Raw genomic sequence first — 26759 nt, 5'->3', positions numbered from 1 at the left:
TCTAGGCCATCAATGATGATGGTAGCGCCGCCGGTATTGTGGGGGTCAGATCTCTTTTCCGAAGGAAAAGGATCTGACCCCGGGGCTACACCGGCAGCGGCAGCCAGGTCAGGCTGGCCGAAGCCAGCAGGACGGCGATGCCCGTGGCGGCGAGCACGTCGGAAGGATAGTGCAGGCCCAGCACCACCCGCGACAGTGCGACGCCGAGGGTGAACGGCACCAGCAAGGGTGCCAGCCAGGGGTAGTAGGCCAGTGCGACGATGGTGAACGACACTGCGTGCAGGGTGTGCCCGGAGGGGAAGCTGAATTCGTCCAGCGGTGCCACCCAGGCGCGGATGCGAAGATCGGCCGCGTAAGGCCGCGGGCGCCGCGTCCAGCGCTTGAGGCCCTTGTACAGCAGCAATGCGGCCAGGCCGGTGGCGGCCATGTGCACCGAGGCGCGCAGGCCATCGAAGCCATCCAGCACCACCAGCGCAGCCATCAGCACATACCAGAACACGCCATCGCCGAGACGGCTGATGGCCGAAAACAGGCGGCGCACGCGGCGGCGCCGGCAGTAGTGGTTCGCCCGCCGGCACAAGCGTGCCTCGCGCCCTGCCAGCAGTTCAAGCGGCGTGGTGCGCATGGCCGCTCCTCCGCGACTGCGCAAGCTCGGCCAGCAACGCATCGAACTCGGCCACCACCTGCTGTGGATGCAATCGCTTCATCGCGCGTGCGGCATTGCCGCCCAGTTCGTGGCGTTGCGCGTCATCGGCGGCCAGTTGCACGGCGGCCTCGATGAACTGCTCGTCGCTGTCCACCGCTGCGCCGTTCTCGCCGTTGCGCAGGTACTCACGCGCGGCGCCGTAGTCGAAGGCCACGGTGGCCACACCGCTGGCCATGCTTTCCAGAGTCACGTTACCGAATGTCTCGCTGCGGCTGGGGAACAGGAACAGATCGCCGCTGGCGAAGTGGCGGGCCAGCGCATCGCCGCGCTGGATGCCACAGAAGATGAAATCGGGATTTTCATGTGCCAGCTTCTCGCGGGCCGGGCCGTCACCCACCCATACAAAGCGTGCCTTGGGCCGGATCTGCTGCAGGCGGCGGAATGCCTTCACCGCCAGGCCGAGGTTCTTCTCGGCAGCAATGCGGCCGACATAGATCGCCACCAGGCCGTTGCCATCCACGCCCCATTCCTCGCGCAGTGCAGGGTCGCGCCGGCCTGGATCGAACTGCTGGCTGTCCACCGCGCGGGCCAGCAGGCGCACGCGTTCGAAGCCCTGTTCGCCGAGGAACTGCTGCAGTTCGCGGGTCGGCACCAGGGTAGCGTCCGCCTGGTTGTGGAAGCGGCGCATCCAGCGCATGGCCGCGGCCTGCAGCCATGCCACGCCATAGTCGGGCAGGTACTCGTCGAAGCGGGTGTGGAAGCCGCTGGCGACCGGAATGCCGAGGCGACGTGCGGTACGCAGTGCCGACCAGCCGAGTGGACCTTCTGTGGCGATGTAGACCGCATCCGGACGCTGATTCTGCCAATGGCGGCCCAGCCGGATCGGGGCTGGCAGGCCGAAGCGCAGGCCGGGGTAGCGGGGCAGGGCAGCGCCGGGAACCAGCAAGGTGCCGGGTGCCGAATCCAGCGCTTCGGTGGACTGGCGGGGGCGGACGAGGTCGATCTCGTGTCCGGCTGCACGCAGACCCTGCTCCAGGCCCTGTACGGTGAGGGCGACGCCGTTGACTTCCGGCGGATAGGTCTCGGTGACGATGGCATAGCGCATGGCGGGCCTCCCGGTTTCCGGCATGCTCGGCCCTGGCGATGTAGCCGACATGACCACTTTGCGACCGTCAGATGACGGGGGCGCCGGCCACCGCAGGGGCGCTGCGGCCAACAAAAAACCACGGCCCCGAAGGGCCGTGGTCCTGGTGCTTCATGTCACAGCGCGATGGATCAGAAGCGCTGCTGGTACTTCATGTAGACGAAGCGGCCGATGTCGTAGCCGCCGTAGTACGAGAAGGCCGAGTTCGGCTTGCTGTACATGATCGGGCCGGTCTTTTCGAACACGTTGTTGGCACCGACCGACACGGTGGCATCCCACGGCAGCGAGTAGCGCACCTGCACGTCGTGGAAGGTGACAGCACCACGCTCGTTGTAGTTGCGGGCGCCCTTGTACCACGGTGCATACACACCCGGATCCGAGCATTCGTCCGGGTACAGCGCGATGTTCGAGCAGGTTTCCTTCACGCCCGAGTAGTAACGCGCGGTCCAGCTCGCGCCGAAGTTGCCCCGCTCGTAGCCCAGCACCAGGTTGGAACGGACGCGGAAGGCGCTGCCGATGCCGTTGGTGACGATCGGGACGATCGAGTTGTCGTTGGAGGTGCGGTAGGTTGCACTGGATACGTAGGTGGTGGCCGAGTTCACGTTGAACTTGCCGAACCGGGTGTCCAGACGGTAGCTCACATCCAGGTCGTAGCCTTCGGTTTCCATGAAGCCCGCGTTGCGGTTGCCGAACTTCAGGTTGGTCACGATGCCGGTCACCGGGTCACGCTGGAAGCGCGAGCAGCGCGCGTCGATGCCCGACTCATAGCAGTCCTGCAGGATCTGGGTCGGCGTGTCGGCGATGATCGTGTTGTCGATGCGGATCTTCCACCAGTCCAGCGAGGCGTTGAAGCCCTGGATGAAGCTCGGGCTCCAGACCAGGCCCAGGGTCTTGCTGGTCGAGGTTTCCGGCGTCAGCAGCGGGTTGGACCCGGAGGTGAACGGCACCGGCGTCGCGTCCGTCGACGTGTTCACCGGGGTGCCGCCCTGGCGCAGCTGGCGGAAGGTATTCGCATTGGCGATGTCGCGTGCGCAACGTGCACGGACTTCGGCGCTGGAGGCCGAGGAACCGAAACGGGTGTCGCACGGATCGCTGAACTGCGCGAAGGTCTCCGAACCACCACCGAACAGGTCGCTGATGGTCGGTGCACGGAAGCCCTCGGCCCAGGTGCCACGCACCATCAGCGAGTCGATCGGCTTCCACTTGAAGCCGAACTTGCTGTTGAGCGTGTTGCCGAAGGTGTTGTAGTCCGAGAAGCGGGTTGCGCCATTGAAGGTCAGTTCCTTCGCGCCCGGCAGGTCGGCCAGCACCGGAACGTTCACTTCCAGGTAGGCCTCGTTGACGGTGTAGTCACCGCCGGTCGGGCCTGCGGCCAGGTTGGTGGTAGCGCCGGTCTGGGCCAGGGCATCCGGGGTGTACTTGCCTTCTTCCTTGCGGCTTTCCACGCCGAAGGCGAAGCCGAGATCGCCAGCCGGCAGGGTCACGATGCTGCCAGCGATGTTGGCAAAGAAGTTCTTGGAGGTGGTGCGGCCCTTGGTGATCTCTTCCGGGAACAGCCACGCCTGCAGTTCTTCGTTGCCGTACAGGCCATCGGCAGCCGTCGTGCCGTACGGAACCAACGGGTTCCACGGCTTGCACACGTCATAGGAGATCGGTGCAGCTGCGGTACCGCACTGCACCTTGCCGGTGGCGGCGTTGTAGAACGACGGGCCGACGCCGCCGGCGACGCGACCCTTGTGCAGGTTGCCGGTGGCCACCGATTCCAGCTCATTGCGGTTGTACTGGTAACCCACTTCCCAGTCGAAGTAGCGGCTGCCGATCTCGAACGAACCGTCGAACGACGCCACCGCGCGGTAGGTCTTCAGCTCGCTGGTGGTCACGCGCGGCACTTCCCAGGTGCGGCGGTTCCAGGCCACGGCGGTCGGGTTGGCGTAACCGTGCTGGCGGCCGAACGGGTTGAAGTAGCTGTTGATCGACATCGAGCCGACACCGGCGGTGCTCGACTGCAGCGGATAGCCCGCGATCTGGCGGGTGGACTCACGCTTGTTGTAGCCCAGCTCGGTGCGGAAGTTGACGTTGTCGGTGATCTTGAAGCGGCCGTCGAAATAGACCGAGTCGCGCTTGACCGGATACATCACATGCATCTGGTCGTTGGCGTTGCTCACGTCACCGGTGAAAGGCGTGGTATCGGTGAGGTGGTAATTGGCCGGGTTGGTGGGATCCGCGCCGCGGTTGAGGGAATAGCCGCAACCCGCAGTGGCGGTACAGCCCGGGCCGCGCAGACCCGTGAACTGGCCGTACTGGCTGATGGTGGTCCAATTGCTGCTGTCGTACGGATGGCGATCGGTCATGCCGTACTTGCTGAAGCCGCGATCGCGCGCCCACACGCCCTTCTCTTCGGCATGCTCGGCCGAGAGGGTCAACGACACGCGCTCATTGCTCCAGCCGGCGACAACGTCGAAGCGGTCGCGTGCACCGTCGCCCTGGCTGTACTGGCCGTGGTAGACGTTGGCAGTCACACCGGTGACATTGGAACGGGTGATGATGTTCACCACACCGGCCATGGCGTCGGAGCCATAGATCGCAGAGGCGCCGTCCTTCAGCACCTCGATGCGTTCCACGGCGGACACCGGCAGCGTGGAGATGTCCTGGTAGCCGGACGTGCTGATGCCCAGGCGCTTGCCGTTGACCAGCACCAGGGTGCGCTGGGTGCCCAGGTTGCGCATGTCGATGTAGGTGCCGCCCGCGTTTTCGCCTGCGGTCAGCGCATTGGCGCGGCTGATGGTCGGGCTGCCCATGGCGGTGACGTTCTGCAGAATGTCGGCAACTGAGCTGAACCCCTGCTTTTCGATGTCGTTGCGGCTGATCGCGAACACCGGCTGGGCGGTCTCCACGTCCACCTGGCGGATGCGCGAGCCGGTGATCTCGATGCGGTCGAGGTTGGTCGGGTTGGCGTTGCTGCCTTCCTGGGCAAACGCGGGCAGCGCTGCCAGCGCTGCAGTGGTAGCCAGGGCGTAGCGGATGGCCTGCCCCAGTGCGGTGGTGCGTGAAGTCATGGCGAGCTCTCTCTCTCAGGTCGTGCACAGGACGCCAAAGTGGGCGTCGAAGGAGCCAGCAGGGTCGATGACCGAGCCGGTGACCCGATAGTAGTCTCGTTAGTTAATGCTCTGTAAAGGGTTCGTATCCATTTATGTCACGCGGCGGCGCCATTCTTCACAAAACGTGAACAAAAGCAGGCGCTTACGTGATGGCAGCGATTGCCCACAGCGGGCCGTTTGTGGTGCGGAGCAGCACAAAAAACCGCCAGACTGCGCAAAGTGGGAGTGGGAAATGCGTCACCCCGGTTGTCCTGTGGACAACAGCGGACAGCGTATTCAGGCCACGAACGGACGGAACTGGATGCCCAGCCCGGCGATGCCATCGGTCTCGCCGATCAGGTCCGCGCGCAGCAGCGGGCGGGCATCGATGAAGGCCTGCGGCACGATCAGCGACAGCCGGTTGTCGTCGGCGGTCAGTTCCAGTGCCGGCAGCGGATCGTCTTCGTGGGCGCGATTGAGCAGCACCGCCAGCCGCAGCAGGGCCGCCAGCCGGCGTGCGGTCAGCAGCAGTCGCTCGGGCAGGGCGTCGAAGGCGGTCTTGGTCACGCTGCGGCGGTGGCTGCGCACCAGGGCCGCCAGCATCTGCTGCTCCTGGCGCGAGAAGCCGGCGATATCCGAGTGTTCCAGCACATAGCTGCCATGCACGTGGTAGCCGCTGTGCGCGATCATCAGGCCCAGCTCGTGCAGGCGCGCGGCCCAGCCGAGCATGCGCGCATCGTCGGCATCGAGCCTCCAGCGCTCCTGCACCTGTTCCAGCAGGGACAGCGCGGTGTCCTGCACGCGCTCGGCCTGGACGGTATCGATACCGTAGCGCTGGCTGAGAGCAGCCACCGATTCGTCACGCAGGTCGTTCTCGCCGGCGCGGCCGACGATGTCATACAGGATGCCTTCGCGCATCGCCGCCTTGCTGACCAGCAGCTTCTGCAGGCCCAGCGCCTGGAAGGCCGCTTCCAGCACCAGGATGCCGCCGGCGATGATCGGGCGGCGGTCGCTGGACAGCCCCGGCAGCTGGATGTCGTCGATCTTCTTGGCCTTCAGCAGTTCATCGCGCAGCTGCGGCAGGGCCTCGGCGGTGATGGCGCCCTTGCTCAGCTTCATCGTCGCGCAGATCTCGCTGATCGCCTTGTGCGTGCCGGAAGAGCCCAACGCTTCCTGCCAGCCCAGCGCGCGGTACTTGCTGGCGAAAGGCTGGAACTCGCGGCCAATCTCGGCCAGCGCGTCCTTCCAGCGCTTCTTGCTCAGCTTGCCGCCAGGGAAAAAGCGCCGGGTGCTGGCGATGCAGCCGGCCTGCAGGCTTTCGCGCTCCAGGGTCTGCATGCCCATGCCGATGATGAACTCGGTGGAGCCACCGCCGATGTCGATCACCAGCCGGCGCTGCCCGGGCTTGGGCGGTTGCGCGTGGGCCACGCCCAGGTAGATCAGGCGCGCTTCTTCGCGCCCGCTGACCACTTCGATGGCATGCCCCAGTGCGGTCTCGGCCGGTACCAGGAACGACTGCGGCGAGCGCAGCTGGCGCACGGTGTTGGTGGCCAGCGCGCGCACCCGGTGCGGCGGCACATTGCGGATGCGCTGGCCGAAGCGGGCCAGGCATTCCAGTGCACGTTGGCGTGCAGCGGAAGAGAGACCACCCTTGCCATCCAGGCCATCGGCCATGCGCACCGTCTCGCGCAGGCGGTCGATCACCCGCAGCTGGCCGAGCGTATAGCGCGCGATGACCATGTGGAAACTGTTGGAGCCAAGGTCGATGGCGGCCAGCAGGTCGCCATCCTGCAATGCGGGCGGAGTCGTGGTGGTATGCGGCATGGACGAATGTTAGCCGAAGGGGCGGTGTGCTCGTCACCGCGCGGCCTTCACATTTTGGAAGAGGGGAGTGCGGCAGGGCTGCGCCCTGCATCTGCAGAGGCAACGTCAAAAGCGAGGTATCCGTGGGATGGCGGGGTGGGCCCGGCTGCGGGGGACGCTGCAAGTACGTCCATGTAAGCTCGGTCGCGCCATCCATGGCGCTCACGCCCCCGCAACCGGACCCACCCCGCCTTCGACAGTTTCCCGCGGTCTGTCGGTACGGCACGGGGTCGGATCCCGTTGCTGCGCAACGGGCTCTGACCCCTTGGTTCTGCATGGGCGATGCGTGCCGACCAACGGTCGGCACCTACCGGATCACAGCCCCTGCATCAACGCCATCTGCGCCGAATGCGGGGCTTCGTCGTGGGCTGGGGCACGCTTGTGGTAGACGCCGTCCGCGTCCAGTTCCCAGGCGTTGAGGTTGTCGTCAAGGTAGTTCTGCAGGACTTCGCGGTAGACCCGCTTGGCCAGTTCCGGATCGAGGATCGGGAAGCAGGTCTCGACCCGGCGCAGCAGGTTGCGTTCCAGCCAGTCGGCGCTGGCGCAGTACATTTCCGGTGCGCCGTCGTTGCCGAACCAGTAGACGCGGCTGTGTTCCAGGAAGCGGCCGACGATCGAGCGCACGCGGATGTTGTCCGAGATGCCCGGTACGCCCGGTCGCAGCGTGCAGGCGCCGCGGATGATCAGGTCGATCTGCACGCCGGCCTGCGACGCGGCGTACAGCGCGCGCACCACCTGCGGTTCGTTCAGTGCGTTCATCTTGGCGATGATCCGCGCCGGGCGGCCAGCGGCGGCGATGCGCGTCTCGCGCTCGATGCGGCCGAGGATGCCGGTGTGCAGGGTGAAGGGCGACTGCAGCAGGCGCTTGAGCTTCATCTTCGACGCCAGCCCGGACAGCTGCTGGAACAGCAGGTGCACGTCATTGCCGATGTCCGCATCGGCGGTGATCAGGCTGATGTCGGTATACGCGCGGGCGGTGCCGCTGTGGTAGTTGCCGGTACCCAGGTGCACGTAGCGGCGCAGCTTGCGGCCCTCGCGGCGCACGATCAGCAGCATCTTGGCGTGGGTCTTGTAGCCGACCACGCCGTACACCACCTGCACGCCGGCTTCCTGCAGGCGATCGGCCAGGCCGAGGTTGGCTTCTTCGTCGAAGCGGGCGCGCAGTTCGACCACCACGGTCACGTCCTTGCCGTTGCGCGCGGCCTGGATCAGCGCATCGACGATCAGTGAGTCCTTGCCGGTGCGGTACAGGGTCTGCTTGATCGCCAGCACGTTCGGATCGATTGCCGCCTGCCGGATCAGGTCCAGCACTGCGGTGAAGGCGTCGAACGGATGGTGCAGCAGCAGGTCCTGGCGCGCCACCGTCTCGAAGATGCCGTCACTGTCGCGCAGCGTGCGCGGGGTCATCGGCGGGTATTTCAGGTCCGGTTGCGCGATCAGATCGTACAGCTGGATGATGCGGTTGAGGTTGACCGGGCCATCGATGCGGTACACCGCGTTCTCGGTCAGGCCGAAATTCTGCAGCAGGGTCCGCACGATCTCGCGCGGCATGTCGTGCGCGATCTCCAGCCGCACCGCTGGCCGGTAGCCGCGGTCGACCAGCTCGTCACGCAGCGCCAGCGCCAGGTTTTCCACTTCCTCCTCGTCCACCACCAGCTCGGAATTGCGGGTGACGCGGAACTGGTAGGCGCCCTGGACTTCCATGCCCGGGAACAGCTCATCGACGAAGGTCGACAGCACCGACGAGAGGAACACGAAGTTCTGGGGCCCGCCGAGCTTTTCCGGCAGCTGGATGATGCGCGGCAGCGAGCGCGGCGCGCGCACGATGGCCAGGTGGCCGGCGCGGCCGAACGCATCGGTGCCCTTGAGCACCACCACGATGTTCAGCGACTTGTTGAGGATCTTCGGGAACGGGTGCACCGGGTCAAGGCCCAGCGGCGACAGCACCGGCATGATCTCGTTGCGGAAGTAGGCGCGCAGCCAGCGCTTCTGGCGGTCGGTCCAGGAGTGGCGGCCGAGCACGCCGATGCCGGCCTCCATCAGCGCCGGCCGCAGCGTCTCGTTCCAGCAGCGGTACTGCTGGTCCACCAGTTCGGCGGCGCGGTCATGGATGGCGCTCAGGATGGCCTGCGGGCTCATCCCGTCCGGTGCGGGTGGCAGGCCGTACTCCTGCGCGTGGCGCACGGCGGCGGCGCGGATCTCGAAGAACTCGTCGAGGTTGGTGCAGGAAATGCACATGAAGCGCAGGCGTTCCAGCAGCGGTACCTGCGGGTCCATCGCCTGGGCCAGCACGCGGAAGTTGAAATCCAGCTGCGACAGCTCGCGGTTGATGTACAGCGCCGGGTCACGCAACGGATCGTTGTCCGGGCTCACTGGGAGAGGGAGGGATCCGAGGCTGCTCATGGCGTCATTCTTCGATGGAGGTCAGGGGGGCGGACTCGCGCGGGCGCACGTGGTCGGCATCGAAATGGCAGGAGAACACCGAGCCCTTGCCGACTTCGCTTTCAATCTCCAGCCGCGCGTGGTGCAGGCCGAGGATGTGCTTGACGATGGACAGGCCCAGGCCGGTACCACCGCTTTCGCGCGAGCGGCTGCTGGAGACACGGTAGAAGCGTTCGGTCAGGCGCGGCAGGTGGGTGGCCGGGATGCCGTAGCCGGAATCGCGCACCGCCAGCACCGCCCCGTCGCCCTCGCGGCGGAACTCCACCGCGATGCGGCCACCGGCCGGCGTATAGCGCACCGCATTGGTGACCAGGTTGGAGAATGCGCTGTGCAGTTCCTTGGTCGAGCCCTGAAGGTCAACGCCGGCGAGGTCGTCGATGCTGATCTGGTGGCGGCCCTGGCTGTGCGCTTCGGCTTCGCGGCGCAGGGTGGCCAGCATCGGCTGCATGGCCACGGTCTCTTCCTCGCTGTGTTCCTGCGATTCGAGGCGCGACAGGGTCAGCAGGTCTTCCACCAGCTGGGCCATGCGCTGGCTCTGCTTGCGCATTTCTTCCAGCATCGGTCCGGTTCCCGGGAAATCCTCCGGATCCATCATGTCCAGGTAGCCGTGGACCACGGTGAGCGGCGTGCGCAGTTCGTGTGAAACGTTGGCGACGAAATCCCGCCGCACCTGCTCCAGGCGCAGCAGCTTGCTGACGTCACGCGCGATCAGCAGCCAGTAGTCCGACGAATAGGGAATCAGGCGCAGGTTCAGGCGGATCGCCGGATCGACCGGCGAGGGTACGTCCAGGATGGGCTCGGCATTGCGGCCACCAGCCAGCCAGTGCGCCAGCGGCATTGGCTGCAGGCGCTCGACCAGGGCCTCGCCAAGGTCGCCGGGATGGTGCAGGCCGAGCAGAGCGGTAGCCGCTTCGTTGAACCACTGCACGCGCTGGCTGTTGCGATCCAGCACGACGACGGCATCAGGCAGCGCGGCGGCAGCAGCGCGGTAGCTGCGCAGCATGTCCAGCAGGCGGCGCTTGCGCACGCGCATTTCCACCTGGTTGCGGTACAGCAGGCGGTCCAGTTCGTTCCAGACGCCGGTGCCTTCTTCGGCGGTGTCCCAGCGCTGGCGAGCGGTCAGCCGGCGCAGAACGCTGCGCAGGCGCCAGTAATGCCAGGCCAGGGTCGCCAGCGCGCCCAGTGCGATGCACAACCACAGATGGCCCGTGAACCACCCCACCAGTCCGGCGAACAGCAGCACCGCGGCAACGGTGGCCAGGGTCTTCAACCAGGCAGAGCGGATGTGGCGGGGCATTGCGATCTCGTCGTTGAGGTGCGGCGGTTCACTGGGGTGAACCGAGGGTTATAGCAGAGTTGCCGGCACCGGCACCCGCAGGTGCGCGGTGCCGGCACGACGAGACTCAGGTAGCAGTGGAGAAGCGGTAGCCGGCGCCGCGCACGGTCTGCACCATGTTCTCGGCGTTGAACGGCTCCAGCGTCTTGCGCAGGCGGCGGATATGCACGTCGATGGTGCGCTCCTCCACGTACACGCTGCCGCCCCATACATGGTCCAGCAGCTGCGCGCGGGTGTAGACGCGCTCGGGATGGGTCATGAAGAAATGCAGCAGACGGTATTCGGTCGGGCCGATCGGCACCGGCTGGTCGTTGGCGAACACGCGATGGGCGGCGCCGTCGATACGGATCGGGCCGACGGCTACGCTGCCGTCCTCGTCATCTTCGCGGGCGCGGCGCATGACCGCTCGGATGCGGGCCAGCAGTTCGCGTGCCGAGAACGGCTTGACCACATAGTCATCGACACCGGCCTCGAGGCCACCGACGCGATCATTCTCTTCGCCGCGGGCGGTCAGCATGATGATCGGTACTTCGCGGGTCAGCGTTTCCTTGCGCCAGCGGCGGGCCAGGTCCAGGCCGCTGGTGCCGGGCAGCATCCAGTCCAGCAGGATCAGGTCGGGAACGCGATCGGCGATCGCGGTCTGGGCCTCCCGGGCATCGCCGGCGTGGACCGGTTCGTAATCGCCCTTGCGAAGGGCGAAGGCGACCATTTCACGGATCGCGGGCTCGTCATCGACGATCAGGATGCGTTTCTGCACGAGGACACCGTAGGGCTCGGTTACTGGAGTGGTGCCAGTAGACTACGGTTTGATGACATGTTTGTGACTACCCGGCCGGAACCGGCCTGGATTGCCATCGGCCGGTCATGCGGTGCTCAGCGGCGGTCCAGGTCCGGGTCCTGCACGCCCTGCCGGCGCAGCTCCAGCACTGTCGGGGTGATCGATTCGATGCGGGCGTCAACCCGCGCGCGGCCGATGTAATCCAGCGCCGGGTTGCGCTTGAGCGCCTGCAGCTGCATCAGCGCCTGTTCTGGCCGCCCGCTGAGGAAGGCGGCCTCGGCATAGGCCTCGCTGGCGCGCACGCTGTCGCCAGCCAACTCGCTGGCGCGGGCGAAACGCTGCTGGAAGACCGGATCGTTACCGCTTTGCGACAGCAGGGGGCGCAGCATCGCCTGCGCACGCTGGCCGGCTTCGCGGCTGCCTTGTTCGTTCAGGATCTCGGCATAGGTCAGTGCCACCGGGCGGCTGTTGGGGTGTTCGCGCAGCAGCTGCTCGAAGCGGCTGTTGGCCTGGGCCGCCTGGCCTGCGCGCGACTCCGCCTCGCCCAGCCCCAGCGCCAGCCACAGGTTGCCGGGGTGGCTCTGCAGCAGGCCGGCCAGGGTCTGCCGGGCCTGGCCGGCACCGGCACGGCCACCGCGCATCACCGCCAGCGCCTGGCCGTAGCGCTGCGCATCGTTGAGGCCGTCCTTCTGCCGCTTGGCCAGGTCGGCGTACTCGCGCTCCAGCTCGGGGGGGGAGTCCGCGCTGAGCACGCGCAGGCGCTCACGCGCCCACTCGAAGTCACCGCTGGCGCCACGGTTGAGCTGGCCGATCGGCAGGCGCAGCACACTGCCGGGCAGCAGCGGGTTGTTGCCGCGCAACAGCGGCTCGCCCAGGCTGGGATCTGCCGGGTCCACCCGCTCCTTGCGCTCGCCGGTGGGGGTGCTGGTGGTGAGCAGCACCGTATCCTTCTTCATCTGCTGGGCGCGGGACTTGGCCTCGCTGATGCGGGTGATGTTGACCGGGTGGGTGCGCAGGAACTCGGGCACGCTGTAGCCGCCTTCGTTGCCGCGCATGGCTGCCGACATCCGCTCGAAAAAGCCGGCCATGGCATCCACGTCGTAGCCGCTGCGCGACAGGGTGCGGATGCCCAGACGGTCGGCCTCGGACTCGTTGGAGCGGGTGTAGTTGATCTGCCGCTGCTGCATCAGGCCCATGCCCGAGCTGATCGCGGCCATCGTCGCGTTGCCGGACGACGTGCTGTTGCTGGCCTGGGCGGCCACTACCGCCGCCAGCATGCCCAGCAGGATCGGGATCTGGTCGCGCTGGGCGCGCTCGACACCGCGCAGCACGTGCTGCTGGGTAACGTGGGCGATTTCGTGGGACAGCACCGCAGCGACCTCGTCCTCGCGCTCGGCGGTCAGCACCAGTCCGGCATTGACCCCGATGTAGCCGCCCAGCGTGGCGAACGCGTTGATCTGGCGGTCGTTCATCACGAAGAAGGTGTACGGCTGCCGCGGCTGGTCACTGTTGGAGCCGAGCCGGGTACCCATGGTCTGCAGCCAGTCGTTGACCAGCGGATCTTCCAGCAGGTAGCCGTAGTTGCGTAGCTCGCGCAGCATCATCGCGCCGTACTCGGCCTGGCGGGCCGGGGTCAGCAGCTCGCCGGCCGAAGAGCCGATGTCGGGCAGCTTCTCCTGGGCCTGGGCCAGCGGCATGGCCAGGGCCAGGGTGACGGCGGTAGTCAGCAGCAGGGCTCGCAAGCAGAAGGTCCTCGGGCGGGGCGCGCCAAGCGTGGCAGGGCGGGGGGCAACCATTCGTTAATCCACAGTGTTGCGGCCGTGGCGTGGAAATTCCAGCGCACCGGTACCATATGTAGACCGTCGATCCATCGTGGAGTTTCCCGTGACAGCCCAGACCGCCGGCGGTGCCCCCGCCATCACCATCTATTCCACTGCCGTCTGCCCGTATTGCGTGGCCGCCAAGAACTTCCTGAAGAGCAAGGGCCAGCAGTGGACCGAGGTCCGCATTGACCTGGACCCGGCCGAGCGCGAGAAGATGATGGCGCTGACCCGCCGCACCAGCGTGCCGCAGATCTTCGTCGGCGACGTCCATGTCGGCGGCTACGACGACATGATGGCCCTGCACCGTGAAGGCAAGCTCGAGCCGCTGCTGGCCGGGCAGGGCCAGGCATGAGCGCGGCCGACGACGGCAGCAAGGACCGCATCGCCGAGTTCACCGAGTTCCGCAAGCGCATGAACGAGCGCATCCTGGGCGAACCGAACCAGGTGGTGCGCCGCTTCTTCGCGCTGGATACGCAGACCTACCAGGCCGGCGCGCTGGACGTGAAGACCAAGGAGCTGCTGGGCCTGGTGGCCTCGATGGTGCTGCGCTGCGACGACTGCATCAGCTACCACGTGGCCCAGTGCAAGGACGCCGGGGTGACCCGCGAGGAGTTCTTCGAGACCTTCTCGGTCGGCCTGGTGGTGGGCGGCTCCATCGTGATCCCGCACCTGCGCCGAGCGGTCGACTTCCTCGACCAGCTGGAAGGCGGCGCCGCCGCGCCAGCCGCGCACGAGCACTGAGGGTCGTGCCGGCCAGCGGCCGGCATCCCCTGAACCCGACATGGCCGGGGTTGCCGGCCAGCGGCCGGCACTACCGGGCCCGCGAGGGGGCCTGTCCCGCGATCCAACAGCCCAGGAGCCCCTTCTTGTTGAAGGGGCGCGCCGACAGGCGGGGGTAGAGGAGGGATGCGCGGGCAATTCTGCCTGAGCCGGGGACTGGGACCATGGTCTATTTGGGACCTCGGCCCCGGCTCAGGCATAATTGCCGGTGAAACTTCCTTTGCGCCGGCGTTTCCGGGCACGTCCGGACGGCGTTTTTCCCCCTGTTCGGAACATCGATCAATGACGCAGAAAATTACGGTCATCCGCGGCGACGGCATTGGCCCGGAAATCATGGACGCCACCCTGTTCGTGCTCGACCAGCTCAAGACTGGCCTGGAGTACGAAGACGCCGACGCCGGCCTGGTGGCCCTGGAAAAGCACGGCGACCTGATGCCGGCGGTGACCCTGGAATCGATCGCGCGCAACAAGGTCGCGCTGAAGAGCCCGCTTACCACCCCGGTCGGCGGTGGCTTCACCTCGATCAACGTCAGCCTGCGCCGTCACTTCGACCTGTACGCCAACGTGCGTCCGGCCCACACCTTCCCGAACACCAAGTCGCGTTTCGACAACGTCGACCTGATCACCGTCCGTGAGAACACCGAAGGTGCCTACCTGGCCGAAGGCCAGGAAGTGTCGGCCGATGGCGAGACCGCCTTCTCCGGCACCCGCATCACCCGCAAGGGCTCCGAGCGCATCGTGCGCTACGCCTTCGAGCTGGCCAAGAGCACCGGCCGCAAGAAGGTCACCGCCGTGCACAAGGCCAACATCATCAAGTCGACCTCGGGCCTGTTCCTGAATGTCGCCCGTGAAGTCGCCGCGCAGTACCCGGACATCGAGTTCCAGGAAATGATCGTCGACAACTGCTGCATGCAGCTGGTGATGCGTCCGGAACAGTTCGATGTGATCGTCACCACCAACCTGTTCGGCGACATCATCTCCGACCTGTGCGCCGGCCTGGTCGGCGGCCTGGGCCTGGCTCCGGGTGCCAACATCGGCAAGGACGCGGCGATCTTCGAAGCCGTGCACGGCACCGCGCCGGACATCGCCGGCCAGGGCAAGGCCAATCCGTGTGCGCTGCTGCTGGCGGCCGCGCAGATGCTGGACCACATCGGCCAGCCGGAGAATGCCGAGCGCCTGCGCAAGGCCATCGTGGCGACCATGGAAGCCAAGGACTCGCTGACCGGCGACCTGGGTGGCACCGGTACCACCATGAGCTTTGCCCAGGCCATCGCCAGCCGCCTGTAAGCGGCCGGCCGACCTCGGTTGGATCTACAGCGGGGCGCCTTCGGGCGCCCCGTTGCGTTGTGGGCTGGCTCGGTAGATCCACGCCATGCGTGGATGACGGGGCCCCTACGGTCCGCAGCCACCCATGGGGTGGCTCTACAGGGAATTTTCTGTGCGTATATCGCACAGATCATGTGCCGCTGGGCGGCTGGTTCGTGCGTAATGTGATCGGCATCCTGTGCCCACTTCCCAATGCACCGGAGCTTGAACATGAACCTCACCGCCTTCGGCCTGGCCAGCCTGATCGGCATGACCGCAACCGTCCCGCTTGCTGCTGCCGAGCCAGCCCATCCCACCATCCGCCATATGGCGGGTGCGCCGGTCCCGACCTCGCTGGATGCGGCGAAGACTGCCGTGCTGGTGATCGACTTCCAGAACGAGTACTTCGATGCCAAGGCCGTACCAGGCTTTGCGGGTGGCCGCATGGTCATTCCCGATGGCGAGGCCGCACTGCGCCAGGCCAGGCGGGTAGTCGAATTCGCCGATGCCCACGGCATCCGCGTGATCCATGTCCAGCACGTGCTGCCGGCCGGCGCACCCTTGTTCGCGCAGGGCAGCGTCAATGCCGCCTTCCATCGCGACCTGCAGCCGCGCCAGGGCGAGACCGTGGTGCAGAAGGACAATGTCAGCGTATTCGCCGGCGCGTCCGCCGCGGTGCTCGACCCGATGCTGAAGAACGCCGGCATCGACACCCTGATCGTCACCGGCCTGCAGACCCACGCCTGCGTGGCCGGTGCTGCGCGCGACGCGGCAGCGGCTCCGCGCGGCTACCGGGTGATCGTCTCGTCCGATGCCAGCGCCAGCCGCGATCTGGATCTGGCCGGCGGCCGTCGCATCGGCCATCGCGCGCTGCATGAGGCCTCGCTGGCGCAGATCGAAGACGCCTTCGGCGATGTCATGAGCACCGACGCGATCCTCGCGCTGCCGGTACGCAAGGCCGGTGACGGCGCTTGATAAGCTGGCGGGGCCCGCATGCCGTGGGCCCCGCCACGTGGAGCTGCCCGCCGATGGATCACTTCGCCGCCCTGCGTGCGCTGCGCGCCATCGTTGACGCGGGCAGTTTCACTGCGGCCGCCGAGCGCCTGGGGACCACCCACTCGGCGATGTCGCGGCAACTGCGGCAGCTGGAAGAGCACCTGCAGGTACGCCTGCTCGATCGCAACAGCCGTCGGCTGTCATTGACCGAGGCCGGGCGCGATTACTACCGCGAGGCGGCAACGCTGCTGGACCGCCTGCAGGAGGCGGATGATCGTGCTCGCGCCGGGCAGGCGCAGCCCAGCGGCAGCGTGCGGATCAGCGTGCCGCAGGTGGTGGCCAGCCAGGAGCTGCCCCACTGGCTGCCCTCGTTCCTGCAGCGTTACCCGCAGGTCACGCTGGACCTGTCGGCGGATGATCAGGTGGTGGATGTGGTCGGTGGTGGTTTCGACCTGGCGCTGCGCATTGCAGCTTCATTGCCGGACAGCCAGCTGGTTGCGCGCGAGCTGGCCAGCTGCCCGCGCATCCTGGTCGCCGCACCGGTCTACCTGGCGCGCCATGGCCTGCCACGGCACGCCGTGGATCTGGAGCAGCACACGCTGCTGGGTTTCAGTCCCACGCCGTCAATGCCGCCCTGGCGGTTGCAGGGACCGCGCGGCGCCAGCGTGAGCGTTGAAGCCGGGCAGCGCCTGCGCGTGGATGCCACGCCCGCGCTGTACGCCGCCGCGCTGGCCGGAATGGGCATCAGCCTGTTCACCGCGCTGACCGTGCAGGAGGATCTGCGCGCCGGTCGTCTGATCCGCGTGCTGCCGGCCTGGCATGCCGGCCAGCGGCGCTACTTCGCGTTGTACCCGCATGCACGTGCGCTCGCGCCCAAGGTGCGAGCGCTGGTCGAACACCTTGCGGCGCACTACGCTGCACAGGCTGGCGTGGCTGGCTAGCCGGGAAATGCAGCCACGCGTTACAAAGAGAAAAGGGCGCCCCGAAGGCGCCCTTTGTCGTTCATGGCTCTGCCTGGTTCAGCGCTGCTGGATCTTCGACAGCAGGCGCAGGAACTCCACATACAGCCAGACCAGGGTCACCATCAGGCCGAATGCGCCATACCACTCCATATACTTCGGCGCGCTCTGGGCCACGCCGGTCTCGATGAAATCGAAGTCCAGCACCAGGTTCAGCGCGGCCACGACCACCACGAAGAGGCTGAAGGCAATGCCCAGCCAGCTGGAGTCGTGGATCACCGGCACGTTGATGTTGAAGAAGCCCAGCACGAACGAGGCCAGGTAGAGCAGGGCGATGCCGCCGGTGGCGGCCACCACGCCCATCTTGAAGTTCTCGGTGGCCTTGATCAGGCCGCTGCGGTATGCGAACAGCAGGGCGGCCAGGGTGCCGAAGGTCAGCAGCACCGCCTGGAACACAATGCCCGGGTACTTCATGTTGAACAGGGCCGACACGGCGCCCAGGAACAGGCCTTCGACCAGTGCGTACATCGGCGCGGTGACCGGCGACCATTCCTTCTTGAAGATGGTGATCAGTGCCAGCACCAGGCCGCCGATCGCGCCACCGATGGCGTACAGGCTCGCGCTGCCGGAAATCTGGCCGTACTCGTCGACCGCCTGGCTCCAGGCGAACGCCGCGGTCAGAACGGTCAACAGCAGCAGGATGCCGGTCTTGTTGGCGGTGCCGTTGAGGGTCATGGCCTGGTCGGGGCTGGTCACTACCGAGCCACTGGCGAGGTCGAGGAAGGTCGACTCGGAAAGAGCCGGGTTGCCGCTGCGCATGCGTGTTCTCCGTGCGAATGAAGGTCGGGACGGCCATCCGGCCGATGGGCGTCAGCATAGCCGATGACTGCTTTCGGCGTTGTGGCAGGCCGGGGATCTGTGCATCCTTCGTTGACAGTTCCCAACGCGCTTGGCGACAATGACCAGCTCCCCGGGCCCAACCCGAGGGGATTGCAAGACCGGGGTATAGCGCAGTCTGGTAGCGCGCCTGCTTTGGGAGCAGGATGTCGGGGGTTCGAATCCCTCTACCCCGACCAATCCCACGCCACGTCGGATTGGACACCGTTCCGGTTCGGGCGCCCGTAGCTCAACTGGATAGAGCACCGGCCTTCTAAGCCGGCGGTTACAGGTTCGATTCCTGTCGGGCGCGCCATTGGCGAGCACCGGGATCGCATCGACGGATGTGAAGAAGTGCTTGCAAAAGCGCAAGGACTCCACCAGAATATCGGACTCGCTTCGGCGGACCGCAACTTCGGTGACAGTCCCCAGGCAATGTTCAAGGTTCCGGCGTCAGTGGTATCGGCGATGGAGCGAAAGTTTCAGTGGTGGCTGTAGCTCAGTTGGTTAGAGTACCGGATTGTGATTCCGGTGGTCGGGGGTTCGAATCCCCTCAGCCACCCCACTGTTTTCTTACTACCGTCGCTAAGTTACTGAAAAGTAAGCTGGCGACGGTCAGTTTTGGTACTACAATCCCTCGTTGGCAATCAATCCCTGTCTCGGAACGTCACCTGTGGGCGTCACCTGCGGCGCAGCCCGCAATTGCTCCAGCGCAGACTTGCCGATGAGCGCCTGTTCGGCCAGCACCTTCGCGTAGGTCTCCGACGTGGTGCGGATGTCCCGATGCCCCAGCCACTCCTGCACGAGCTTGATGTTGCCGGTCGCCAGCAGCAGCCGGGTGGCGCAGGTGTGCCGCAGCGAGTGGATCACGCACTCCTTCTCCTTGGCGAGATGCGTCCCCTTTCGCGCACGATTCCAGAGCTTGTTGGCGCGGGTCTTGTTGAGCGTGGAGAAGGGGCCGGTCTGCTCCTTGCCTGCCGCCCTGCGCCGCCGCTGGACCACTTCCGAGGCGCGGGAGGTCAACGGGATGGTGCGCTGCCGGCCGCCTTTCAGTTCCCCGTGACGCCAGAAGCGAACGGCGGTCGGCGGGGTTCCCACCAGGTCGCTCCAGCGCAGGTTGAATGCCTGGCTCAGGCGGCAGCCCACGTCGGCCAGGAACACGAACAGGTCGTGGTAGTCCTTACCGTCGCGCGTCCGCGGCCGACCGCCGTACTCGGGGTCGGGCAGGATGTCCCACGCGAGCACGCGGGAGAGGATCAGCTCCTCGTCCTCAATGGTCAGGGTGAACTGGCGCGCGTTGTCGCGCTCGTCGCTCGGCCGGTACTCCGGGATGGCGGCCAGCATGCGCCCGGCCTTCGCCTCGCGGCGCAGGACGGCCATCAGGGCGTGCATCTTGCGGTTGATGGTCGCCGGAGCAGCTCCCTCGGCCTCCATCTTGGTCACCATCGCGTCCACTGCGGCCTGGGTGATGTCGTTGATGGGCGTGTCCTCGCCCAGGAAGCCCTGGACGATCTTGCAGTTGGTGCGGACGGTCTCGATGGACTTGAGCTTGCCCCAAAAGTTGCGGTCGTCCAGGGCGTCATCCATCGCGTCCTTGAGGGTGCGCTGCCGGGCCTTGGCTTTCGCCACGGCCATCTGCGCCGACCGGGACTTGCCCCGGATGAGTTCGCGCAGCACGTCCTCGGAAACGTCGGGGTCGTCGCGCAGGGCGTCGAGGACCGCCTGCTCCTTGCGCTCGGCTGCCACGCGGTCGCGGGTGCCGGTGGACAAGCGCACGCGCCGGTATCCCTCCTGCACGTCGAGCATGTAGTAGCGCTTATCGGGCGCACCCGGCTTGGGCGCGGTCCCTTTGAGGCGAAGGGCCATGTGTATCTCCAAAAATGAAAAGGCCCGCACTAGGCGGGCCTCGGGGCACAACGGGGTGTTGGGGGTTAGGCGGCTGCGACGCGCGCCGTCACCTTGCGGTTGACACGTTCTGCGAGCGAAGCCAGCCAGTGCAGCGCCTTGGTCGTCGGGAAGATCAGGTTGCGCTTGCGGTAGGCGGGATCAGGGCGCTGCTCCAGGAAGTCAGGCCCCGGCTCGCGGTTACGCTTGATAGACGACAGGTCGAGCACATTGCGGCTCACTGCGGAGGGAGAGAGTCCGCCGAGGACGCGCTCAAGGTCCACCTGCTGAATGCCCGGCTCGTCCACAACGGCGAGTAGGGTGAGGATGCGGGTGGCGGTGATGTCCTCGTCGATCTCTTCCCGGAAGGCTGACAGTGCGGTTGTGAGAATGGCCGTCAGTTCTTTCTGCGAGAGATTCATGGTGCGCTCATTTTCCGTAAGGGGATGGTTCCCCCTTGGGAAACCATCAGGGTCTATCTTGGAGCCGCAATGTAAGGATTACAAGGCCCAAGCCAATGTTGATGGCATTCTTGCCAATTTTGTCCATCCAGAAACCACGCTGCCAGGGCGTGGGGGAGGGGTCGATTCCGATCTCATATCCAAAGGCTTTCACGAACAGGTCCAGGTACTTCTGCCCTGCGAAGGGGCCGTCCTGTCCCCTGCTCACGGCGTTGTAATGCGCCGCCACCCCCGGCTGCGCTCCACAAAAAGGTCTTACGTTTCAGTGTTTTAAGAACGGTAGTGCCAGCATCGCCGCCAGGGTCACAATGGCCCCGACCACGGATGCAAAAAACAGTCCTTGCCCTACGCGGACTACCGCGCTGGCTATTGTCCGTCTCACCGCACTCATAGACTGAGAACGCCCCCCTGGTCGTCTGCGGATGCGCAGCCCGACAGCATGACGCTGCCGTCGGGCAGACTACAGGCCACAATGATGGCGCGTCCGTAGGAATCAAGTACCACGGGAGAGATTGATCCCGACTGGTGCAGTGAAGTCATGGCCGCGGGGTCTCCGTTGGGGCCGCGGGTGGGACCGGATACGACACCCGCCAGCCACAGTCCTCGGGGACGACCGAGAACTGGACGCGCTCGTTGAGTAGGCCGAGCATCGCGCGGAGAGCGCCGCGCTTCTCGTTATGGTCGAAATTGATGGTCCGAATCATTCGGGCACCTCGTAGGTCCGTTCATGCAGGACCAAAACCTCCCGCTCGAATACCAAGAACGGGCCGAACTGGTGGACGCGGAGGGCCACGTTGACGATCACCAGGGTCGAGTTTGCGGTGAAATCTGCGTTACGCATATGTAAGTCTCCTGTTATGCAAGTGCTACAAATGGAACAATGAGTGCCAAATATCGAGATTGGCCTTATGATTAGGGCTGAAGGGCGTGATCGCCACTCCCGACCCCAAGGACCATTCGATGATTGACCCCCGCGTAGAAGTCGCCATTACGGCCCTTCACCTAGTCGTATGGGTGTGGACTAGCTCGGTGCCGGCGCATCGCACATACCTGTATTGGCGCAGGGTCTTGCGGAAGCGGCGTTAGCGGCTCCAGAAGTAGAAGCCGCTCACCTCAAACGCGTCACCGTTGAGCCGAATGTCGCGGCCATAGCTCTCGTAGTCGAAGTAGCGGGAGAGGGCGTCGGGCACGTCGTGAAGAAGCCTCGATTCGTCCACATAGTTCTCGGCAAAGTCGGCCCAGCTATCGAACTGGCCCGCGTAGGCTTCGTGGAACTGCTCCACGGTCACATCGTCGAGGCCCTCGTGGTCGCAGAAGGCCGTGTAGGCGGCGCGTTCGGTGTCGTTGTGCAACTCGTCCAGCCGCTCTTGCAATGCGCACAGCTTGTCCAGGTCGGGGTGCTCGCCCCAGGTATCCCCGAACACGTCGTCGTAGTCGTGGACGGCCCACTCCTCGGCGCTGGCGACCTTGCCGCTTCCGCCACACGCCGTGCATTCCGCCCCGCCGAATACTCGGGGGACGTATGTGGTTCCAGTACCGCCGCAATCCGGGCAATCAACGGTCACGTTCGGGTGCGGCGACTCGCGCAGGATGCGGGCAATCTCATCGCGCACGTCGTCGGCGTCGCGTCCCTCCAAGTTGATCCACTCGCCGTGCAGGACGCCAGCGTTATATGAGGCAAGGCAGGCAACGTATATTTGCATGGTGTGCTCCAGAAATGCGAAGGCCCGCACTAGGCGGGCCTCGGGATCAGCGGTGGTTGTCGGTCAGTGCGCCCAATCGGGCTTGACGTTCAGCAGGTAGGCGGCGGCCACTGCGCGGGCGGTGTCTTCGTCGGCCACGTCGGCAATCCACCACCAGCGGTCCTTACCAGCCCAGCGGTAGACGCCCCAAAACTGCGCGGCCATCGGTGCGCAAGGCTCGACGCTTCCATCGAACTCTTGGCGGGGACCGTAGGAGACCGATCGGTCGCCCAGGGTGACCAGCTTGTCACCGGCAGGTACAGCCAGCTCGTTGTCGTTGCTCATTGCGACAGGCCCTTTGCGTGCTCAATGGCGCGATCCAGCGCGCCGGGGATGTTGTGAAAAATGCCGTGGCGTGTCGAGTGCGTGAGGCCGATTTTGTAGACCTCAAAATGGTTCGGCCCCTTGCGCAGCACCCACGCTTTTTCGGTCTCGAACATGATGTCCTCCTCGCGGTAGCTCATGCGAAGCGGCCCATCTCGGCTTGGATCATTTCGCGTGCCTGCCGCTCAGCATCGGCGAGTTCGCAGCGATTCTTGGGGCGTTCGGCAAGCCACGCACCCAACGGTTCCGCGATCTCGTAGCCAAAGACGCCGGGATAGCCGTCAGGGGTGCAAAGCTCCTCGAACAGCTTGTGAAGCATCCGGGCCACATTGGTCAGGAACTCGCCCACTTCGATGGTCACAGGCACGTCAGCCAACTGCCACCCTGCCGCAAGCAACGCAAGGTCGATGGGGTCGAAGTCGGTATCCCTGATTGCCCGGTTGACCACGGTGGCGAACTCCTCGGCTTGCTGCGGCGTCATCGCGGTCGCCGCCAGTTGTTCGTGATAGCGCCCCGGCTGTGCCAGGAACACGTTGCGGGTTCCGTAGGTGCGCAGTTCCATCACAGCACTCCCAGCCCGCGCAGCACCGGCATCACCAGCGCGTTGGTCTCGTCGTTGTCGCTCCAGTCGCTCGCGGCGTCGTTCCCGTTCTCCCAAATCAGGAGCACAAACCCCGCCTTTGTTGCGTCCGGGCGGTAGAACCGCAGGTGATCGTGGTCGGTAGAGGCGAGGGCCTCCAACACTTCTTGCCGGTCGCGGCTGTGCCGCACCGTGGTTTCTTCGCCGTCGTAGACGCCGAGCGAGTAACCAGCGGCGAGGGCGGCATCCACCAGCGCCACGGCTATGCGCTTCGCGCTCTCAGGGGCGTACTTGTCGAGGTTCATGGCTTTCTCCGGGCAACAAAAAAGCCGCCTAGCGGCGGCTAATGGGTTCGGGTTAAGCGCGGAGCGCGTCGCTGCACAGGGCTTCCGGGTATGACGAGTCGCGCATTGGCATGACGATCAAAGACGCGCACCTGATGCTCGGATCGGTGATGCCGCCAATACCGAACATGGCCGCCACGTCGCCGCCAGTCACCGGAATCAGTGAAGTGGCCTTGCCGCCGAATGCCTTGCGAATTACACCGGCCGCCTTCACTACGCCTTCGAGGACGGCAGGCGCGAATCCGGACAGCTTGAGTTCGTTCGGCTTGGACACCGCAGCACGCCAGTCCGGGTAGGTTCCATCAACGGCAGCAAACTCAATGGCCTGGCCTCCGCGCTCCGCCTTGAACCGGCTGGCATCGCCCACGGCGCTGAAATAGACATCGCCCTTCATCTTGGCGACCAGCTCGCACGCATTGCGCGGCACGATGATCTTGCCAATGTCCCACGGCAGGCTGGTACGCACCACAAGCATGCGGTGGCCGTCTGTAGCAACGATGATCGCACCATCGGCGTGCGACTCAATCAGCACGCCATTCAAGTAGAAGCGAACGTCATTCTTGGGTGCCACATGCAGAGCGGCGGCGATCAGGGCGGAAGGAATTTTGTTCATAGCTTTCTCCGGGCAACAAAAAAGCCGCCTTGCGGCGGCTTCGGTGGATTGGGATAGGGCGCTGTTAGAGGAACAGCTTGGTCAGCGTGACGATGCCAGCCACAAAGGCCGTGGCGACCACCAACGGATACCACCGGGTCTCCATCATCAGCTTGTCGCTCTCGCGGTTGATCTTGCGAATCTCAGCGGTGAGCTTGCGCACTTGCAAGTCCTCCAGTGGTCCATTGGTGCTCATGGTAGCTCCAAAAAAGACCCGCCGTCACACGTCGGCGGGGTGTGGAAAACCGGGTTGACGAAAGGGGATCAGATGACAACGGGGGAGGGACAAGGCGCAACTTGGGTGCGGTTCCTGTTCGCCTGGCGCTCCCGCTCGTTGAGTCGGGCGCGGTGCTCGCGGATGCCGCGGCGGATGCAACCGGCCACGTAGTAGTCGCGGGCGGTCATATCAAACGGGATCATCGTCATGGGTTGCTCTCCAGTGAATCGGACCACCAAAACGCCCCATCACAACGGTAGGGACGCTTTGGCGGTCAGACTCATGCTTGTAAGGCATGGAATCTGACCGTCGCCAGCTTCCGGGAGCGCCTCCAGCTCGCCTAGGAATCCCGTACAGATGGCCCCGCTCTTTCTGGCGGTGACCCGGTATCCGTGGCGGCCTTCATCGGCCCTTACACTTCCCGGCGCGGCTAGTGTTCCCAGCTCCCCGCGTTCTGCCGTGGGCGGCGCTCCTGCCTGCCCCTTTCCTACTGTCCCGACCGCACCCTGCGACCGTTGTTCGATGGTGGGCATTATGCCCGTTTGTTCCCGGTTTGTCAATCACTCCCGGTAGTGGGAGGATTGAGCCGGACGTTACCTGCGGTGCGCTCAGGGGCCTTTGGGGCTAGTCCTCAGTGCTGGCGGGATAAGCTCTAGGTGCTGTCGATCCATCGGTCGCACGTCTGTCGCCGCCTTTTCCGCTGCCGCCGTGCTGCTGGCGACGGGTATAGATTAGATCAATCCCCGCATGGCTGTCAATACCCCGATGGCAACGATGTTTGGATGGTCGCAGGGAGCGCCTAGCGCGCGCGTGGGGAGCTTCTATAGGCGGGGCGGTAGGGATGCCCGTGGCGGGCCTTGCGTGGGCCGTGGCGGCGCATTGGCTGGCCGTGGTGGGCGGCAGGTGGGCATAGGCTGGGGCAGGGTGCGCCGAGGTGGTAGGCAGGTGTGCCGAGGTGGTGCCGAGGTGGACGCGTGGCGGTCAGGGCAAAAAGACAGATAGGGACAGACAGAGGCGCGAACATTTGAGCGCGGATGTCCGCAGGTTGCCCAGGTATCGCATGGGATTGCCTAGGCACTGGATACCTAATCCGGTGGTTCACCTTTGGAATCAGCAGGTTAGCCGAGGTGGTGACGCCGCAGGTGACGCGAAGGGGGGGCGCATCGTGCCTTTGCGCTACAGGGGGCGACCCCCTACGGGGGGTGATCGCGCGGTTCCAAGTAGTTGGATACCCCTTCGGAAATTTGCCGCAAACGTTTCGACCCCCTCAGTCGCGCGAGGAGGGAGCCTCAGTCACACCGGAGCGCTTCCGCGTTGCCACGACAGCGAACCAGGCGAGCGACCCAAGTCCCCATAGGACGCACACAGGCACAGCCCAGGTCATCCCTCGGTTGTACGCGAGGATCGCCAGGAGCGGGTTGATGGGCGTGACGCCCGCGATGAGCAGGATCAGGAGAAGTCGGTGCATGGGAGTTCCGCCGCAGTGGCACCCAAGGAGGACAGAGGAACACCCCAAGAGTGCATAGGAGGACTGTAGTTCTACTTGGTGGTGAATACCAATGAATAGAACTCTACAGTCCCACTATAGTAATACTTAGGTCTATCTAATGATAACAGCTCTGTCAAGCCCCCTAGGAGATGACGGTCTGTGTGGTCCGGTAGACTTGGCGTTTGCCCTAGACAGCTCATCAAGACCACATGGCATCGCTCAATAGCATCCTCACCCGGTTCGCGGCTTCGATCACGCTGGCTTGTGTAATCCTTGTGGGAGTACCGGCTCTGTATCAACATGTAAAGATGCGAGATGCGGACGCCGTGGCGGAAAGAAGCCGCGGACTTATTAACGACGATAACACCGCCCCAAGCGTTGTGGAGCAGCAGGTGCGTATCCTTGATTCCGCGCTTACTGAGTCGGCGGGATGCGAGTACATGAGAGACCTGTTACTCCAGTTCCTTGTCGGAATACCCTTGATCGTATGGTTCGTCGCCTTGGCTGTAATGTGGTGGTTCAAGGAAGACGACTTGACTCTCTAGCTGAACAGTTCAGGACGCTGCAAATCATCAGCGCGATATTCCCCTTCAATAGTTATAGGGTACGGGCCGCTACGCATGGGAGGTGTCAGATGGCTTCGCGGGTAAACGGTAAGGGTTGCTTGGGGTCGCTACTGGTCTTAGAAGATGACCCCGACCTGTCAGAGATGTTGCAGGAAATCCTGGTGAATTTCGGCTATGAGGTCGAGGTTGTTGCTTCCTCCGCGCAAGCTTTAGACCAACTGGCGGCAAAAGTGTTCCACGCGGCAATCTTAGATATTCATATCGAGGATGGTGGCTCCATGTCGGTCGCTGACTGTCTCTTGTCGAATCGAATACCCTACATGTTTGCCACGGGGCTTCCCAATCCTCAACTGCCCACCATTCACCAATGGGCTACCTTTCTTCAAAAGCCGTATCGCATAAACGATCTCATGGGGGCCTTGGAACGGACGCGTCAGATGGGGATTCCAGTTTAGGCGCATCCTTGCGCCGTTAA

At 65.1% G+C, this 26759-nt stretch carries 26 protein-coding genes and 3 tRNA genes; 9 read left to right on the top strand and 20 right to left on the bottom strand.

Annotated elements, in window-relative coordinates:
* Positions 1-85: 85 nt before the first annotated feature.
* The 8 genes from AC5P74_RS16205 to AC5P74_RS16170 all read right to left on the bottom strand — a co-directional run bounded on the left by AC5P74_RS16205 (position 86) and on the right by AC5P74_RS16170 (position 13028).
* On the bottom strand, positions 86-625 hold the full coding sequence (locus tag AC5P74_RS16205; protein WP_065185789.1) for a phosphatase PAP2 family protein: 540 nt from the start codon (positions 623-625) through the stop codon (positions 86-88).
* Positions 606-1751, bottom strand: coding sequence for a glycosyltransferase family 4 protein (locus AC5P74_RS16200; protein ID WP_070489309.1), 1146 nt, complete (start codon positions 1749-1751; stop codon positions 606-608). Before AC5P74_RS16200 ends, AC5P74_RS16205 begins: the two co-directional genes overlap by 20 nt.
* Before the next feature lie 170 nt (positions 1752-1921).
* A complete protein-coding gene (locus AC5P74_RS16195) occupies positions 1922-4846 on the bottom strand; it encodes a TonB-dependent receptor domain-containing protein (RefSeq protein WP_329841358.1) in 2925 nt (974 codons plus the stop codon).
* A gap of 318 nt (positions 4847-5164) precedes the next feature.
* Entirely contained in the window at positions 5165-6691 is a 1527-nt protein-coding gene (ppx, locus tag AC5P74_RS16190; protein ID WP_005415458.1) for an exopolyphosphatase, read from the bottom strand.
* Positions 6692-7045: 354 nt separating this feature from the next.
* Positions 7046-9133 carry a polyphosphate kinase 1 gene (gene ppk1, locus AC5P74_RS16185; protein WP_329841360.1) on the bottom strand — a complete coding sequence of 696 codons (2088 nt, stop codon included), beginning with the start codon at positions 9131-9133 and terminating at the stop codon, positions 7046-7048.
* A 4-nt stretch (positions 9134-9137) separates the two neighbouring features.
* A complete protein-coding gene (phoR, locus tag AC5P74_RS16180; RefSeq protein WP_005415460.1) occupies positions 9138-10469 on the bottom strand; it encodes a phosphate regulon sensor histidine kinase PhoR in 1332 nt (443 codons plus the stop codon).
* 106 nt (positions 10470-10575) lie between these two features.
* The gene (gene phoB / locus AC5P74_RS16175; RefSeq protein ID WP_005408258.1) at positions 10576-11265 is read right to left on the bottom strand and encodes a phosphate regulon transcriptional regulator PhoB; all 690 of its coding nucleotides are present in this window, start codon (positions 11263-11265) and stop codon (positions 10576-10578) included.
* A 116-nt stretch (positions 11266-11381) separates the two neighbouring features.
* On the bottom strand, positions 11382-13028 hold the full coding sequence (locus AC5P74_RS16170; protein ID WP_447901568.1) for a M48 family metalloprotease: 1647 nt from the start codon (positions 13026-13028) through the stop codon (positions 11382-11384).
* A gap of 142 nt (positions 13029-13170) precedes the next feature.
* Between AC5P74_RS16170 and grxC the strand changes: the two genes are divergently transcribed.
* The 5 genes from grxC (at position 13171) to AC5P74_RS16145 (ending at position 17131) form a co-directional block, all read left to right on the top strand.
* A complete protein-coding gene (gene grxC / locus AC5P74_RS16165) occupies positions 13171-13461 on the top strand; it encodes a glutaredoxin 3 (RefSeq protein ID WP_004154541.1) in 291 nt (96 codons plus the stop codon).
* Positions 13458-13850, top strand: a complete 393-nt coding sequence (locus AC5P74_RS16160) for a carboxymuconolactone decarboxylase family protein (protein ID WP_004154542.1) — start codon at positions 13458-13460, stop codon at positions 13848-13850. The genes grxC and AC5P74_RS16160 overlap by 4 nt, the downstream gene beginning before the upstream one ends.
* Before the next feature lie 321 nt (positions 13851-14171).
* Positions 14172-15176: an isocitrate dehydrogenase gene (locus tag AC5P74_RS16155; RefSeq protein ID WP_033835461.1), complete on the top strand. Its 1005-nt coding sequence runs from the start codon at positions 14172-14174 to the stop codon at positions 15174-15176.
* Between the two features lie 249 nt (positions 15177-15425).
* Positions 15426-16169, top strand: a complete 744-nt coding sequence (locus AC5P74_RS16150; protein ID WP_053500778.1) for a cysteine hydrolase family protein — start codon at positions 15426-15428, stop codon at positions 16167-16169.
* Between the two features lie 53 nt (positions 16170-16222).
* Positions 16223-17131 carry a LysR family transcriptional regulator gene (locus AC5P74_RS16145; RefSeq protein WP_005415465.1) on the top strand — a complete coding sequence of 303 codons (909 nt, stop codon included), beginning with the start codon at positions 16223-16225 and terminating at the stop codon, positions 17129-17131.
* Between the two features lie 78 nt (positions 17132-17209).
* Here AC5P74_RS16145 and AC5P74_RS16140 read toward each other — a convergent pair whose 3' ends face one another.
* Entirely contained in the window at positions 17210-17968 is a 759-nt protein-coding gene (locus AC5P74_RS16140) for a Bax inhibitor-1/YccA family protein (RefSeq protein WP_206620839.1), read from the bottom strand.
* 180 nt (positions 17969-18148) lie between these two features.
* On the opposite strand from AC5P74_RS16140, the gene AC5P74_RS16135 reads away from it, so the two are divergent.
* The 3 genes from AC5P74_RS16135 (at position 18149) to AC5P74_RS16125 (ending at position 18590) form a co-directional block, all read left to right on the top strand.
* Positions 18149-18225: transfer RNA gene (locus AC5P74_RS16135), tRNA-Pro, on the top strand.
* A gap of 39 nt (positions 18226-18264) precedes the next feature.
* A tRNA-Arg gene (locus AC5P74_RS16130) sits at positions 18265-18341 on the top strand.
* A gap of 172 nt (positions 18342-18513) precedes the next feature.
* Positions 18514-18590, top strand: a tRNA-His gene (locus AC5P74_RS16125).
* A 62-nt stretch (positions 18591-18652) separates the two neighbouring features.
* Here AC5P74_RS16125 and AC5P74_RS16120 read toward each other — a convergent pair.
* The 11 genes from AC5P74_RS16120 to AC5P74_RS16070 all read right to left on the bottom strand — a co-directional run bounded on the left by AC5P74_RS16120 (position 18653) and on the right by AC5P74_RS16070 (position 24438).
* A complete protein-coding gene (locus tag AC5P74_RS16120; protein WP_049397878.1) occupies positions 18653-19891 on the bottom strand; it encodes a tyrosine-type recombinase/integrase in 1239 nt (412 codons plus the stop codon).
* 65 nt (positions 19892-19956) lie between these two features.
* Positions 19957-20331 (bottom strand): winged helix DNA-binding protein, encoded by a 375-nt coding sequence (locus AC5P74_RS16115; protein WP_005412378.1) that lies wholly within the window; start codon positions 20329-20331, stop codon positions 19957-19959.
* Between the two features lie 739 nt (positions 20332-21070).
* Positions 21071-21211, bottom strand: coding sequence for a hypothetical protein (locus tag AC5P74_RS16110; protein WP_005412379.1), 141 nt, complete (start codon positions 21209-21211; stop codon positions 21071-21073).
* A gap of 241 nt (positions 21212-21452) precedes the next feature.
* Positions 21453-22073 carry an antirestriction protein ArdA gene (locus AC5P74_RS16105; protein ID WP_049397877.1) on the bottom strand — a complete coding sequence of 207 codons (621 nt, stop codon included), beginning with the start codon at positions 22071-22073 and terminating at the stop codon, positions 21453-21455.
* A gap of 63 nt (positions 22074-22136) precedes the next feature.
* Positions 22137-22397, bottom strand: coding sequence for a hypothetical protein (locus tag AC5P74_RS16100; protein ID WP_032961791.1), 261 nt, complete (start codon positions 22395-22397; stop codon positions 22137-22139).
* Complete coding sequence (locus tag AC5P74_RS16095; protein ID WP_153643621.1) at positions 22394-22552, bottom strand: hypothetical protein; 159 nt, start codon at positions 22550-22552, stop codon at positions 22394-22396. The genes AC5P74_RS16100 and AC5P74_RS16095 overlap by 4 nt, the downstream gene beginning before the upstream one ends.
* Positions 22553-22572: 20 nt before the next feature.
* The gene (locus tag AC5P74_RS16090; RefSeq protein ID WP_049397875.1) at positions 22573-22998 is read right to left on the bottom strand and encodes a hypothetical protein; all 426 of its coding nucleotides are present in this window, start codon (positions 22996-22998) and stop codon (positions 22573-22575) included.
* Entirely contained in the window at positions 22998-23321 is a 324-nt protein-coding gene (locus tag AC5P74_RS16085; protein ID WP_049397874.1) for a hypothetical protein, read from the bottom strand. Before AC5P74_RS16085 ends, AC5P74_RS16090 begins: the two co-directional genes overlap by 1 nt.
* A gap of 52 nt (positions 23322-23373) precedes the next feature.
* On the bottom strand, positions 23374-23973 hold the full coding sequence (locus AC5P74_RS16080) for a DNA polymerase III subunit beta family protein (protein WP_049397873.1): 600 nt from the start codon (positions 23971-23973) through the stop codon (positions 23374-23376).
* A 64-nt stretch (positions 23974-24037) separates the two neighbouring features.
* The gene (locus tag AC5P74_RS16075; protein WP_004154558.1) at positions 24038-24208 is read right to left on the bottom strand and encodes a hypothetical protein; all 171 of its coding nucleotides are present in this window, start codon (positions 24206-24208) and stop codon (positions 24038-24040) included.
* 68 nt (positions 24209-24276) lie between these two features.
* On the bottom strand, positions 24277-24438 hold the full coding sequence (locus AC5P74_RS16070) for a hypothetical protein (protein WP_153643622.1): 162 nt from the start codon (positions 24436-24438) through the stop codon (positions 24277-24279).
* 1914 nt (positions 24439-26352) lie between these two features.
* On the opposite strand from AC5P74_RS16070, the gene AC5P74_RS16065 reads away from it, so the two are divergent.
* Positions 26353-26739 (top strand): response regulator, encoded by a 387-nt coding sequence (locus tag AC5P74_RS16065; protein ID WP_049397870.1) that lies wholly within the window; start codon positions 26353-26355, stop codon positions 26737-26739.
* Positions 26740-26759 lie beyond the last annotated feature (20 nt).

It is taken from the genome of Stenotrophomonas sp. YJH_SMC_94-11, assembly GCF_059370435.1.
Note: the sequence above shows the minus strand (reverse complement) of the source record. Positions and strands in the feature narration are given on the sequence as shown.